Here is a 13765-nt window from a genome sequence, read left to right on the forward strand (position 1 = left end):
CCGCGAACCGACCGGCCCGTGTTTTCGTCCGTACCGGGTGGGAGAATGGCACCCCCAGCGGACCACAGCACGGGAGAGGGATGTGACGGCGAGACCGGGCACGCCAGTGACACAGCCGTACCCGCCGTCGTCCCTCGCGCGGACCCGGCGCACACGGGGGCCGGGCGGGGGCGCGCGTGGGGGCGCGGCCCTGCGGGACACGCTCGCGCTGATGGGTCTGCCGGTACTGGTCGCGCTCGCGTTGCCGGGGGCGTTCGCCGGGGGCGGTACCCGGCGCTGGTTCGGTGGCCGGGCGGAGAGTCAGCGGGCGGAGGCGCAGGCGGCGAAGGACGCGGCGGCGGCCGCGTTCTACGAGCTGGACACCGCGCAGCGGGACCTGCGGATCTCCGTCGAGACGATCACGGCGGTGGACGACACGCCCGCGGCCCGGCGCGCGGTCTCGGACTTCGAGGCGCTGGGCGCGCGGATCGACGAGGTCAGCCGGCGGTACATCCAGGCGGTGGACGCGCACGACCTGGACCGGGCGGATCTGGAGGCCGGGGCGGCGGCGCGGGCGCGCGGTGAGCTGACGGCGGCGCGGGACGAACTCGTGCAGGTCAAGCAGGAGCTGGACCGGTTCGGTGCCTCGCTCGGTCCGCTGCTGGGCTCGGCGGAGACGCAGCTGGCGCGGGTGGCACCGGCCGTGGAGCGGGCCCGGCAGGCGTTGCTGGCGGCGAGCGACGCGTTGGACGGCGTCCGGGAGCAGGGGCTGCGCGCCGACGACCTGGCGGGGCGGCTGGCCGCGCTGGCGCCGGAGCTGACCAAGCTGAACGAGGGCGCGGGCCGGCACGGTGTGCGGCAGACGGTGGAGCGGGCCGAGCGGGTGCAGCGGGAGGCCGGGGCGATCCGGGCCGAGGCCGAGCGGTTGCCGCGGCAGGCGGCCGAGATCGATCACCGGCTGGTGTCGCTGCGGACCCGGGCCCAGGCGCTGACCACGCGTGCGGGGCAGGTCGAGCCGGTGCTCAGCGAGTTGCGGCGGCGGTTCTCGGCGGCGTGCTGGCAGGACCTTCAGCAGGTGCCGGCGCAGGCGGTGGAGAACGTGGGGCAGGCGGAGCGGAAGCTGCGGGAGGCGCAGTCGGCGCGGGACGCCCAGCGCTGGGCGGACGCCACCTCGCTGCTGTCCACGGTGCGGGCGCTGCTGAACGCGACCGATGACGCCGTCTCGGCCGCCGGTGACCGGCTGACCAGGCTGAACGCGGTGCAGAAGGATCCGCAGGCGGAGATCGAGAAGACCCGGTTCGCGATCCGGGACGCGCAGCGGCTGGCGATGTCGGGCCGTACGACGCCGGATCCGCGCCATGCGCGGCCGCTGGACGAGGCGGTGGCCCGGCTGGAGCGGGCGATCGGCACGCTGGAGGGCGGTCGGCATCCGGACTACTGGCACTTCCTCACGGAGGCGGACGCGGTGCGGCAGACGGTCGCGCGGGTGGTGGCCAGCATCCGCGAGGAGCGTGGGGGGATCGCGCACTGAGAGCGGGGCCGGTGGCGTGGCGATGTGTTGCCGGGGGACCCGGATCGGGCGGATATTGATATGGACCGTTTTGGGATGAATGGCCTCCGCTAGCGCCTAAGGGGGCGGATATGGCCACACACGCAGTGCACACGAGGCAGAAGCGGCGGATCCAGTTCGATCAGCATCTGCCGACCGATCACCGGCTGAACCTGGTGTACCGGATCGGCGCGGGGCTGATCGGCGCGTTCCTCGTCGTCTTCGGCGTTCTGGGCCTGATCAACCACATCGGCTTCTTCGACATCGGCGGCGCCACGGTCGCCGGGCTGAACACCAACGGCACCCTGAGCGTGCTGTCGATCTGCATCGGGGCGCTGCTGCTGGTCGGCATGGTGATCGGCGGGAACATCGCGTCCACGCTGAACATGGTGCTGGGCATCCTGTTCCTGCTGAACGGGTTCCTGTTCCTGGCCCTGCTGGACACGCCGCAGAACTTCCTCGCGTTCCGGATCCAGAACGTGCTGTTCAGCTTCGTGGTGGGGCTGCTGCTGATGACCTTCGGCATGTACGGGCGGGTCGGTCACGCGCTGCCGCACGACAATCCGTACTGGCGGGCCCGGCACCCGGAGGGCGGTGAGCCCCCGGGGCGGGAACACGAGACCGGGACGCCGCCGGTGACCATGCCGTGGCCCGGCGCGAAGGACGCGCGGGACACGGGGAACGATCCGCGCGGGTCGGTGTAGCCCGCGCCACGGCCCGTCCGGCCGCCCGGGGTGCCCGTGCCGGCGCCCCGGGCGGCCGTTCCGATCAGGTGCGGTAGGCGTAGAAGTACGCGGTCGGGTACGACGCGACCAGGCTGGCCACCGACCTGTTGTAGGTGTTGGTGGAGTGGTAGGTCACGTAGGGCACGCCGGAGCCGTCGCGGTAGGTGACGACCATGGAGTGGTCCTTGGACCCGTCCCGGTCGAAGTCCATCTGGATCACGTCGCCGAGGTCCGCCTGGTAGACGTTGGCGAGCGGGGTGACGCGCTTGGAGGACAGCGCGAACCAGGAGAACTCGTTGACGCCGACGAAGGAGTCGGACTGGATGTCGGCGTTGCCGAACCACTTGGTGTAGTCGTCGGTGTAGCCGGGGACGTGCTTCCAGCCGCCGGCCTTCAGCACCTGGCTGACGAAGTTGGTGCAGTCTCCGCCGGCGCCCGCACCGTTGTAGTCGGGGTAGTCCGGGTTGTAGTGGTTCCAGTACTTCTGCGCGTAGGCGACCATCGCCTTGTAGTCGTAGGCGCCCCCGGTGAGCTGCTTGGGGTTGGCCGGCGCGGGGTAGCTGGTGGCCGCGCGGGGCGCGTCCGGCGGGCCGTCGTCGGAGGGCGACGACGGGGTGCCGGTGGGCGTCGCGGTCGGCGACGGCGAGGTGCCGCCGGTGGGCGGCGTGGTCGGCGTCGACGAGGTGGCCGGCGGTTCGACCTGGTTGACGGCGAGGTAGCCGTCGTCGGTGTCGTGGATGCCGGTGAGCTGCCAGTCGCCGTGCCGGCCGGCCTTGAAGGTCAGCTCGTGGTGGGCCTGGAACCCGGTGGTCTTCGGGCCCTTGGCCGGGACGGTGCCCTTCTTGTAGGTCAGCGTCGTGGTTTCGGTGACGGCGACCTTGGCGCTGCGGCCGTGCACCTCGGTGGCGTCGAGCGTCACCTTGGTGTCGCCGGCGCTGTACTTCTCGCCCAGCTTGGCGAGGAGGGTCTTGCGGGCGCGCAGCTTGCCGAGGGCGGAGGACTGCTCGCGGGTCTGGCCGCCGGAGAGGCGCACGGACCCGGAGAAGCCCGCGGTGTGGTGGGTGTGGGCGCTGGTGGAGCCGTCCACCAGGGCCTGGGTGCGGTCGGTGAAGACCGCGTCGGCGAGCTTCTGGAAGGTCGCCTTGGTGGACGCGTCCACGGTCGGGTCGTCGGTGACGGCCGCGCCCGCGCTCCAGTTGGGTATGAGCGCCACGCCGGCGACCACGGCGGCGGCCGAGGCGCCGACGACGGTGGCCCGACGCCGCTTACGGCTCAGTTTTCTCGACTTCAATGATGTTCCCCTCTGTTCCGGTAGACCTACCGGGATGGGGCATCTTCGCATGCCGCGCGCGGCGGATGTGAAGGGGGTTGCACAAGCGGAACCTGGCCTGCGTTTACGTCACTTGACGACCGTGGACCAGTCCGGGGACTGGGCGGGGTCGAGGGTGCGCAGCGCGGCGAGGGTGGACGGTTTCTGGACGTCCATCCAGTCGGCGAGCTCCTTGAAGGACACGCACTTGACGCCCTTTTTGGTGCAGATCTTCGGGATGATCTGGTCGATGGCCTTCATGTAGATGCTGCCGTTCCAGTGCTCGAAGTGGTTGCCGATGAACAGCGGGGCGCGGCTGCCGTAGTAGACGCGGTTGAAGCCGGCCATGTAGGAGTCGACGGTCTGCTGGAGCCACTGCGGGTACTTGGCGGGGTCGCCGTCGGTCTCGCCGCCGGACTGGTTGTAGAGGAAGTTGAAGTCCATGGACAGGCCCTGGAACTTGCCGTTCTCGTACGGGAGCATCTGCAGCGGGAAGTCCCAGACGCCGTTCTTCTTGGTGGGCCATATCTGGAAGTCGCCCGGGGAGCTGGCGTCGTAGCGCCAGCCGTAACTCTTGATGGCCTTCAGGAGGTTGGGCTGGCCCTCCAGGCAGGGCGCGCGGCCGCCGGCGACCTCCTGCTTGAAGTCGAAGGGCAGCGGCGGGATGTCCTTGTAGCCGGTGTTGGTCTTCCAGTTCTCCACGAAGGAGTAGAACTGGTCGATCTCGCTCTTCCACTGGTCGACACTCCAGTCGCCGCCGCCCTTCGCCTCGCAGAAGTGGCCGTTGAAGTGGGTGCCGATGTCGTTGCCCTGCTCGTAGGCGAGGCGGAGCTGTTCCAGGGTGGTGCGGATGTGCTCGTCGGTGGGGTAGTCGATGGCGGCGTCGCCGGGCTGGTGCATCGGCCCGTGGTAGAGGTCCTTCTTGCTCTTGGGCAGCAGGTAGATGCCGGTGAGGAAGAAGGTCATGTGGGCGTTGTACTCCTTGGCCATCTCCCGGTAGTGCGAGAAGAGGTGGTCGTCGCCCTCCAGGGCGCCGTCCCAGGAGAAGACGACGAACTGGGGCGGCTTCTCACCGGGCTTGAGCGGCACGGGCTTCAACGTGCCTTTCTGCGGGCCGGTGTAGGAGGTGGAGCCGTCGCCGAGGACGTGTGTCTTGCCGTCCCACTTCGGGGTGGCGGAGGGCTTGGGGACGGCGGTGCCCGCGCCCTTGCCGGAGGCGGCGGTCGGCGTGGTGTCGTCCGGGCGGCTCAGGGCGAGGTAGCCGGCCACCAGGGAGGCCACGACGAGGAGGGCGGCGAGGGTGATGACCTGCGGGCGGGTGGCGGCGGGGACGCGGCGGCGGCCGGGGGCGCGACGCCGGCCTTTCGGTGACTTCTTGCGGGACATGCGCGGCTCAATCTCCGTGTGGGCGAGGGGGGTCGGGGGTCCGGGCGGTCAGTCCAGACCCATGGCGGCCGACCAGAGGCGGTAGGGCACGTTGTCCGGCGAGCTGCCCGCGAGGCCCTTCAGCGGCAGTGGCTCCAGGGACTTCGCCAGGTCGATGCGGTAGACGACGACCGCCGTCGACACGGAGTCGTCCGTGCCGGCGTACCAGGCGGCGGTGTCCTTGTCGGCGGTGCCGGCCTTCCCCGACAGGCCCGGCTCGGTCACGTCCGGGTGGGCCGCGCGGAAGGAGTCGGTGAGGGCCTGGTCGACGTCCTTGGCCACCTGGGGCTCGACCGCTCGGGTCGGGCGCGGGGTGGCGAGGGCGACGGGGGCGCCGTTGCGGGTGATGCGGCTGACCGAGTAGGGCTCCGTGTGGGTGCCGTCGGCGGCGAAGGTGGCGTATCCGCTGGCCATCCGGATGGCGCTGGGGGTGGAGCTGCCGAGGGAGAGGGCGGGCACCTGGGGGCCGATGCTGGAGGACAGCAGTCCGGCGGCCTGGGCGGTCTGCCGTACCTGGGCGAGGCCGGTGTCCATGCCGAGCTGCATGAACGGGGTGTTGACCGATTTGGCGAGGGCCTCGCGCAGGGTGATCTTCCCGTAGGACCTGTTGCCGTCGTTGTGCGCGGCGACCTTCTTGCCGCTGCGGTCCCAGTAGGGGCCCTCGGGGGTGGTCACGGGGACGCCGTCGTCGCCGTCGTAGACGCTGTCCGGGGTGACGGGGGTGGCGGGCCCGCCGCGCGTCTTGTGGACGCCGTGTTCGAGCCCGGCGGCGTACACGAAGGGCAGGAAGGCGGAACCGGCCGGGACGGTGGTCGCGTTGGACTCGTTGTAGCCCTGGGTGCGGTGGTCGGGGCCGCCGTAGACCGCGAGGATCCGGCCGTCGGTGGCGACGGAGGCGGCGCCGTAGTGGCCGTTCTTCGCGGCGACGGGGTTGTCCTGCTTCGCCTGCTGGCGGGCCTTGGTGACGGCGCCGGTGAGCGCGTTCTCCCGCTTGCGGTCGAACGTGGTGTAGATCTGGTAGCCGCCCAGGTCGTACTGCTGGTCGGTCAGGTGGGCGGCCTTCTTGGCGTACTGGGACGCCAGCTCCACCAGGTAGTCGCTCTGCTCGCCGGTGTTGTACAGCGGGTTGGACTTCAGCGGCTCGGGGAACGTCGTGTACTTGGCGCGCTCCTGCGGCGACAGTTTGTGGATCTTGACCATGCGGTCGAGGATCCAGGACCAGCGCTCCTCGGCCCGCTGGTGGTTGGCCTTGCTCAGGGTGGGGTCGAACAGCCCGGCGCCCTTGAGCAGCCCGGCGAGCATCGCGGCCTCGGAGACGTTGAGTTCGCTGACGTCCTTGCCGTAGTAGGCCTGGGCGGCGCGCTGGATGCCGTAGGTGCCGCGGCCGAACCAGCTGGTGTTGAGGTAGCCCTCGAGGATCTTGTCCTTGCTCATCTTGTTGTCGAGCTTGAGGGAGATCATCGCCTCGGTGAACTTGCGGCTGACCGTCTGGTTCTGGTTGAGGTAGACGTTCTTGACGTACTGCTGGGTGATGGTGGAGCCGCCCTGGGTGTCCCCCTCGCCCACGGTGCGGAACAGCGCCCGGCTGATGCCCTTCACGGAGATGCCGGGGTCCGAGTAGAAGGTCTCGTTCTCCGCCGCGAGGACCGCCCAGCGGACGTCCGGGGGTATGTCCTTCAGCGGCATCGCCTGGCGCTGCACCCATCCGGTGCGGGCCATCGGGGTGCCGTCGGACCAGAAGTAGACGTTGTCCTGCTGGGTCGCGTACGTGTTCAGGTCGGTGGGTATGTCGGTGACCGCGTACGCGGTCACCAGGAAGGCGCCGAGCAGGCCGAACGAGGCCAGGACGCCGCCCAGCCACTGCCGCCAGGAGGGCACCCAGCGCCGCCAGCCGCTCCGGCCGGGGCGCGGATAGGCCGGCTTGAGGCGGCGCGCGTAGGGCGCGAGCCGGCGCGCGTACGGGGCGAGCGGCCCCAGCGCGCGGACGGCCGCGCCTTCGACGCGTTTCTTCCCCGAGGGCCGGGTGCTGCGCCGGCGCTCGGCCCGGCCGCCCGCCGGGGGCGGCTCGGGCGGCGCGGGCACGCGCAACTGCATGGTCTCGTCGGCCCGCAGGCCCTCCACTCTCAGATGCAGGGTCCTGTCGGAGTCGAGCGGCTGCTCATCGCCGCCGCCCCTCGTGGAACGGCCCTCCCCCTGCGACGCATCGGTCACTATGCGTCTCCCCTCCGCACTCGCTCTTGCTCGCGCGGTGAGCTGAGCGTCCTCGCAACGGCGTTCACAAGTTATCAGCGAAGTTTTCGATTCCTCCGCACGAGTGTCGGGTGTATCCCAACACTCATCAAACATTGAGACGCCACCTTCGGCGCCCCGGTTACCCTGACCTCATGCCTCGCTACGAGTACCGCTGCCGCAGCTGCGGCGACACGTTCGAACTGAGCCGGCCGATGTCCGAGTCGGCGGCGCCCGCGGTGTGCCCCGCCGGGCACGAGGACACCGTCAAGCTGCTGTCCACGGTCGCGGTGGGCGGTACCGCGGGCGCCACGGCCCCGGCGCCCCAGGGCGGGGGCTGCTGCGGCGGCGGCTGCTGCGGCTGACGGCCCGCGCGCCGGTCTCTCCTGGGAAGTCGCGGCGCGCGTCTAGGAAGTCGCGGCGCGCGTCGCCCTCAGGAATTCGCCCAGGATTCGTTCGCCCGCGAGGACTCCCCGCTCCGGCAGCGCGCCGATCCCGGGGGCCGACCAGCCGGTGTCCGCCAGTTCGCCGTGGCCCGGGCGCCAGCCCTGGTCGGCGGCGAGCAGGAGGTCGGCGTCCAGCAGGGAGTCGCCCGCCGCGAGGGTGAGGCCGGCGCCGGTACGGCGGGCCACCTCGCGCAGCGCGGCGCTCTTGGTGAGCGGTCCGGGCACGGCGTAGAGCTTGCGGCCCTGGAGGGAGATCGTCCAGCCGCGGCCGTCCGCCCAGGCCGTCAGCTCCTTCACCCACTCCTCGGGCAGCAGTTCGCGCTCCACCACGAGGTAGGCGAACAGGTCCTCGGCGACCCGCTGCCGGCGCAGCCACACCGGGTCGGCGGTGCGCGTCAGATGGTCCCGGACCTCCGCCAGCGGCGCGCACTCCTCGGCGAGCCGGGCCAGCACCCGGGCGTGCCAGTCGTGGTCGGTGACCCCGTCGACCAGCAGATGGCCGCCGTTGGCACAGATCGCGTAACGGGGTTGCGGGCCGGGCAGGTTGACGCGCTGGTACTGCTTGCGGGTCCGGGTCGTGGCCGGCACGAACACGGCCGTGTCCGCGAGGTCGCCCAGCAGCCGCGCCGCCGTCTCCGTCATGTACGACAGCGGCTTGCCCTCGTGCACCTCGACGCACAGCAGCCGGGGGGCCCGCGCGTCCGGCATGGTCAGCGCGAGGGCCGCCGAGGAGTAGATCAGCGTACGGTCGAGATCGCTCGCCACCAGCACCGGCATCAGACGCGCACCGCCCTGCCGTCGGCCCCGGTGGCCCCGCGCGTGTACCTGGGGTGGATCAACCCGACGCAGCTGTAGGGCAGTTCGGCGACCTCCTCGACCGGTACCCCGCGCTGCCCTGCGAGCAGCCGGACGTGGTCCAGGTCGCGGCCGGCGCCCTCGCGCGCGAGGATCTTCCAGGGCACCCGGCGCAGCAGCACCCGGGTGGTCTCGCCAACACCGGGCTTGACGAGGTTCACGTCGTGGATGCCGTACTCCTCGCTGATCCGCTCCACGGCCCGCCAGCCCGCCCAGGTCGGGGTGCGGTCCTCGGCCGACAGCTCCTTGACCGCCTCGTCGACGGTGTCGGCGACCTCCGGGAAGCGGGCGGCGACGGCGTCGAGGAAGGCCACCGAGACGTCGGCGCCGGCGAGTTCGCGGTAGAACTTGGCGCCGTGGAAGTCGTCCGGGCCGACCAGGTCGGCGCGCAGGACCGTGCGGGAGATCAGTCCGGAGACGGTGGAGTTGAGGCAGGCGGAGGGGATGAGGAAGTCCTCGCGGGTGCCGTAGGTGCGCACGCAGGAGCCCGGGTCGGCGAGCACGGCGATCTGCGGGTCGAAGCCGGTGACGCCCGTCTTCTGGGCGAACTCCTCGACGGCCGCGGCGAGTTCGCGGGTGATGGCGCCCTTGCCGGTCCAGCCGTCCACGAACACCACGTCCCGGGGGTCGTGGTGGGCGGCCAGCCAGCGCAGCGCGTTGGCGTCGATGCCCCGCCCGCGCACGATCGACACGGCGTAGTGCGGGAGTTCGAGGCCGTGCCGGAACGCGGCCCAGCGGCGCATCAGCACGCCGACCGGGGTCCCGGCGCGGGCCAGCGACACCAGCACCGGGCGCGGCGACCGCTCGCCGAGGACGGTCTCGGTCACCACGCCGACGGCCCGGGCGATCCGTGCGGCCGAGGCGTCCAGGGCCGCGTGGAACAGCTCCTGGTAGCGGGCGCTGGGCTGGTACTCCACGGGCAGCGACTCGGCGTAGTGCGCCCCGCCGCTCTGCACGGCCTCCTCCCGCTCCTCGGTCGGCGCCTCCAGGGCGACGTCCGAGAGGTCCTGGAGCAGCCAGCCGACCTCCTCGGGGGCGTACGAGGAGAACGCGGGGCCGCGGAGGGGCTCGGGCAGCATGGCCGGCCTTTCGGGAGCGCGCGGGGGCGCGGGGACGTAGGAGGGGACGACCGCGAGCAGTACGTGCGGCACCTGCGCCGCGAGGTGTGCCAGCAGTCCGTCGGGCGCGTGCAGCGCGGGGGTGTCGCCGGCCGAGTCGACCACCGCGACGACGGCGTCGAAGCCGCCGCCCGCGACGTTGTAGGCGTACCGCTCGCCGGGCCCGTCGGCCGGGTCGTCGTGCGCCGGGAAGACCAGGCGGCTGCGGATGGCGTACCCCGGGTCGTCCACCGCGAGCACGGGCGAGCGCGTGGTGGTCGAGAACCGCACCTGGGCCGTCACGGTCCGCTCCAGCTGGTGGGCGAGCCGCAGCGGGGCGTACATCAGCTCCTCGAAGCCGAGGACCAGCACCCGCCGGGCCCCGGCGGGCAGCGCCTGCGCGATCCGCTCGGCCATGGCGGGCAGGGCGGCTTCGAGACGGGCGCGGTGGGCGGGGGTGAACCCGTGCCGGCCTCCGTCGGGGAGGCCGGCGGGCCAGCCCAGGTCCACCGTCACGGGGGCGCGGCGCGCGGCGGCGGCCGGCCGCGCGTGCGGCCGGGGTCCGGCGGACTCGTGGCGGGCCACCAGTTCCCGCCCCTTCTCCAGTACGCCTTCCGGGAGGAGCACCGTGCCCGAGGCCGCGGCGACCAGGTCCACCCGTGCCCCGATCTCCTCGGCGAACCGCGCCATCCGGGCGGTGTCCTCGGCCGACCGCATGTCCACGAGCGCGGCCACCACGTACCGGCGGCGCGGGTGTCGCGCGTGCAGGTCACGGATGGTGTTCACCACCGTGTTCCCGGTGGAGAACTCGTCGTCCACCAGCACCAGCGGCCCCTCGCCCGCCAGCAGTGCGGGGTCCGCCGGCAGCAGCAGGTGGGACGTGGCGTGGGAGTGGGACTCCTCGAACCCGCCCGCGGGGGCGACCCGGGCGACCGGCCGCCGGGTGGAGTGGAGGTAGGGCGCCGTACCGAGGCCGTCGGCCACGGCGTGCCCGAGTCCCGTCGCGGTCTCCGCGTAGCCGAGGACGACCGCGCGGGCCGCCTCCCCGCCGAGCCGCTCGGCCACCCGCCGGCCCAGCCGCACCCCGTGGCCGTACACCACCGAGGGCGCCTGCGGGACGTGCTTGCCGAGGACGTTGGAGACCAGCAGGTGGGCCCGCTTGGGGTTGCGGCGCAGGGCGAGGCCCAGCAGGGCCGGCAGCCCCGCGTCGCCGCGGAGCTCGACCCCGAGCCGCTCGGCGACCCAACTGCCGGACCAGACCGCGTCGTTCACTGCGTTGTTCATGCGTTCCTTGGAGAGGTCAGCCGGGTATGCCGGCGGCGAGCAGTTCCACGAAGCCGACGTCCTCGTGGGCGACGCCGAACGCCTCCGCGCGCAGCAGGGTCCGTTCGGCCCAGGCGCGGTGCGGTTTCACCTCGTTCATCTTGTTCGTGTACGCGGACCGCAGGACGCCTCCGCCGCCCCGCTCGGGCCGCAGTATGTCCTGGGCGTCGCTGAACTCCTCGTGGCTTACCACGGACAGCGCGTGCACCGGCAGGACGTGGGAGGGGTGGATGCAGGTCTTGCCGAGCAGGCCGTTGGCCTGGTCGAGGGAGATCTCCCGCAGCAGCCCGTCCATGGCGTGCTCCAGCAGCCTCTCGCGCAGTTCGACGGCCTGCACCTCCAGGAAGGGGCTCTGCCGCAGCTGGGGCTTGAACATGCGCTCGGAGTGGCGGAAGTACTCCCACACCGGGCCGGTGACGATGAATCCGGTGCCGTCGGCGCGGCCCAGCATGTTCACCACGTCGGCGATCACGGAGGCGACGACCTGGACGTCGTAGGCGGTCATGTCGGGGGCGCGGCGCAGCCCGTAGGAGGAGCAGAAGTCGGTGACGCCGAGGCGGAGCGCGAGGACCCGGTCGCGGTACTTGTCGACGGCGCGGGAGATGCCCTCCAGGGTGTCCACGCGCGACTCGCGGTACAGCAGCTCCGGGGATTCCAGGACCGGCATGGCGAACAGGCGGCGGCCGGTGTGGGTCTCGGCGGCGGTCAGGGCCTCCAGGAAGGGCAGGCCGCGCTCCTCGGTGAACTTGGGCAGCACGAAGCCGGACAGCAGCCGCACGGAGTCGCCGAGGCGGCGCACGAGGTCGGGGATCTGCTCGGGGGCACGCACCCGGATGAACAGCAGCGGGGGCTCGGCGGCGGGCCGGGAGCCGAGGTCGGCGAGCTGCCGGACCAGGTTCTCCTCGCCCGCGGGCACGTCCGCGTCGTCGATGGAGTCCTCCAGGCACAGCACCATGGAGACCACGCCGTTGCCCGCCTGTTTGAGGATGTCGTCGGCCAGGCTGGGCCGGGTGGCGGGGCTGTAGAGGGTGGCGCCGAGGGCGGTGGCGAGCAGCCGGGCCGGGGAGTCCGCGGTGAAGGCGCGGGGCTCCCGGTGGAAGAGGCGCTGCCGCACCTCGGGGGCGACGTGCCCGAAATGACGCATAGGACTCCCTCGAAGACGCGTGCCGAACCCCTGGATTCGGTAAAAGGTGGCCGGTAATAGTACGTAGGAACACCTGTCCGGAGTTCCCTGTGGACGTTAATTTCCGGTGACCCGGCCGTGTCGGCGGCCGATACCCCCCGCATTGTCGTGGCCAGGGCCGAGAGGGCAGGATGACGGCATGACGCACGCGATGCTGAAGGGCTCGAACGTCCCGCTGGAGGCCACCACGGTGCGCGCCGTGCTGCGCTGGACACCGGGGCAGTCGGTCCCGGACGTGGACGCCTCGGCGCTGCTGCTGGGCCCCGACGGCCGTGTGCGCTCGGACGAGGACTTCGTCTTCTACAACCAGCCCCGGCATCCGTCGGGAACGGTGTGGCGGCTGGGCAAGAAGCGCATCACCGAGGGCCTCACCGACACGATCCAGACAGACCTCGCGGGCGTCGAGCCGGAGATCGGGCGGATCCTGCTGGTCGCCTCGGCGGACGGGGTCGCCTTCGACCGGGTGCCGGACCTGAGCATCCTGGTGTACGACGCGGCGGTGGCCGACGGTGAGCCGTGGGCGACGTTCGAGATCAAGCCGGAGACCGGCGCGGAGACCGCGATGATCTGCGGGGAGCTGTACCGGCGCGGTGAGGGCTGGAAGTTCCGCGCGCTGGGCGAGGGCTACTCCAACGGGCTCAAGGGCCTCGCCACGGACTTCGGCATCTCGGTGGACGAGTCGGAGCCGGAGGAGCCGGCGACGGTGTCCCGGCCGCTGCCTCCGGAGCAGCCGGCGACGGCGGTGCCGCCCCAGCCGGCCTACGGCTACCCGCAGCCGACGTCCGCGCCCGCGTACGGGTATCCGCAGCCGGTGCCGTCGGCGCCCGACCCCGGGTTCCGGCTGCCGCCGCAGGGGCCGCAGTTCATCGGGCGGTGATCGGCACGCCCGGGGCTACGCCTTGGTCTTGTACCCGCGGCCCCATTGCAGGCCCCACCCGTACAGGCGGTCCAGCTCGGCCTGGAAGCCGTAGACGAACTTGACCTCGCGGCGCACCATCAGCTCGCCCTTGACGTTCTCGATGAGCAGGACGGCGCAGGAGCGGGCCTGGGGGTGGCGCTCGTCCAGGCTGATCTCCAGGCGGGGGCCGCTGCTGGGGTACAGGGTGACGATGGCGTGCGTGCGGTCGAACGCGGGGGTCTGGTCGTAGATGTACACGAAGACCAGGACGCGTTTGATGGACTCGCGGTGGTCGAGGTTGATGTACATCGTCTCGCCGGAGCCCGAGCCGAACCGGTCGTCGCCGCTGATCTTGATGTACGGGGCCGCGTTGACGTCGCCCAGGTAGTCGCCCAGCGGCTGGACGACGCCCTTGGTGCCGTCGGCCAGCTCGTACAGGCAGCCGAGGTCGAGGTCGACGTCGACCATGCTCTGCCCGTGGCCCTGGATCTCCGGCGGCTTCAGGGCCTTGAGGGGGTGGCGCAGCAGGCTGGGCCGCTGCATGCCGAAGTCGGAGCTGCGCATCCGCCAGGTGAGGTTGACGCGCAGATGGCCGGTGGCCGCGCCCTGTTTGCTGAGGGACACCGTCTGGTGCCGTTTGGTGAGTTCGATGGCGTTGCCGGCGCCGCCCGAGTCGAAGTCGACCGCGCGTGCGCCCAGCAGCCCGTCGAAGAAGCCCATTGCCGCCCCCAGGTCGTCGTCCGCATG

11 protein-coding genes are annotated in these 13765 nt (G+C 71.9%); 4 read left to right on the top strand and 7 right to left on the bottom strand.

All coding sequences use genetic code 11. From position 1 onward, the window contains the following. The first annotated feature begins 82 nt into the window (after nucleotides 1–82). The gene (locus ACSP97_RS11785) at nucleotides 83–1510 is read left to right on the top strand and encodes a hypothetical protein (protein WP_440557422.1); all 1428 of its coding nucleotides are present in this window, start codon (nucleotides 83–85) and stop codon (nucleotides 1508–1510) included. Nucleotides 1511–1620: 110 nt separating this feature from the next. Beyond that, the gene (locus tag ACSP97_RS11790; protein ID WP_355528377.1) at nucleotides 1621–2232 is read left to right on the top strand and encodes a DUF4383 domain-containing protein; all 612 of its coding nucleotides are present in this window, start codon (nucleotides 1621–1623) and stop codon (nucleotides 2230–2232) included. Between the two features lie 64 nt (nucleotides 2233–2296). Here ACSP97_RS11790 and ACSP97_RS11795 read toward each other — a convergent pair whose 3' ends face one another. From ACSP97_RS11795 to ACSP97_RS11805, 3 genes are all read right to left on the bottom strand, one after another. Further along, a complete protein-coding gene (locus ACSP97_RS11795; RefSeq protein ID WP_440558405.1) occupies nucleotides 2297–3478 on the bottom strand; it encodes an amidase domain-containing protein in 1182 nt (393 codons plus the stop codon). A gap of 174 nt (nucleotides 3479–3652) precedes the next feature. After that, on the bottom strand, nucleotides 3653–4948 hold the full coding sequence (locus ACSP97_RS11800) for a hypothetical protein (protein WP_355144334.1): 1296 nt from the start codon (nucleotides 4946–4948) through the stop codon (nucleotides 3653–3655). Nucleotides 4949–4996: 48 nt separating this feature from the next. Beyond that, complete coding sequence (locus tag ACSP97_RS11805; RefSeq protein WP_440558407.1) at nucleotides 4997–7201, bottom strand: transglycosylase domain-containing protein; 2205 nt, start codon at nucleotides 7199–7201, stop codon at nucleotides 4997–4999. 170 nt (nucleotides 7202–7371) lie between these two features. Between ACSP97_RS11805 and ACSP97_RS11810 the strand changes: the two genes are divergently transcribed. Then, complete coding sequence (locus tag ACSP97_RS11810) at nucleotides 7372–7581, top strand: FmdB family zinc ribbon protein (protein WP_440557425.1); 210 nt, start codon at nucleotides 7372–7374, stop codon at nucleotides 7579–7581. A 42-nt stretch (nucleotides 7582–7623) separates the two neighbouring features. Here the strand turns inward: ACSP97_RS11810 and ACSP97_RS11815 are convergent, their stop codons facing one another. From ACSP97_RS11815 to ACSP97_RS11825, 3 genes are read right to left on the bottom strand one after another with little or no spacing between them, the layout of a single operon-like run. Beyond that, nucleotides 7624–8439: an HAD family hydrolase gene (locus ACSP97_RS11815; RefSeq protein ID WP_388310436.1), complete on the bottom strand. Its 816-nt coding sequence runs from the start codon at nucleotides 8437–8439 to the stop codon at nucleotides 7624–7626. After that, complete coding sequence (locus ACSP97_RS11820; RefSeq protein WP_358303377.1) at nucleotides 8439–10898, bottom strand: phosphoribosyltransferase; 2460 nt, start codon at nucleotides 10896–10898, stop codon at nucleotides 8439–8441. Before ACSP97_RS11820 ends, ACSP97_RS11815 begins: the two co-directional genes overlap by 1 nt. A gap of 16 nt (nucleotides 10899–10914) precedes the next feature. Then, nucleotides 10915–12081, bottom strand: a complete 1167-nt coding sequence (locus ACSP97_RS11825) for an HpcH/HpaI aldolase/citrate lyase family protein (RefSeq protein ID WP_440557427.1) — start codon at nucleotides 12079–12081, stop codon at nucleotides 10915–10917. Between the two features lie 178 nt (nucleotides 12082–12259). Here ACSP97_RS11825 and ACSP97_RS11830 point away from each other — a divergent pair, with 178 nt between their 5' ends. Then, nucleotides 12260–12997 (top strand): TerD family protein, encoded by a 738-nt coding sequence (locus ACSP97_RS11830; protein ID WP_355323823.1) that lies wholly within the window; start codon nucleotides 12260–12262, stop codon nucleotides 12995–12997. 15 nt (nucleotides 12998–13012) lie between these two features. Here ACSP97_RS11830 and ACSP97_RS11835 read toward each other — a convergent pair whose 3' ends face one another. After that, a complete protein-coding gene (locus ACSP97_RS11835; RefSeq protein ID WP_355144346.1) occupies nucleotides 13013–13738 on the bottom strand; it encodes a TerD family protein in 726 nt (241 codons plus the stop codon). Nucleotides 13739–13765: the final 27 nt, after the last annotated feature.

The organism is Streptomyces sp. SCPE 10 (assembly GCF_051980735.1).
Lineage (GTDB): Bacteria > Actinomycetota > Actinomycetes > Streptomycetales > Streptomycetaceae > Streptomyces > Streptomyces misionensis.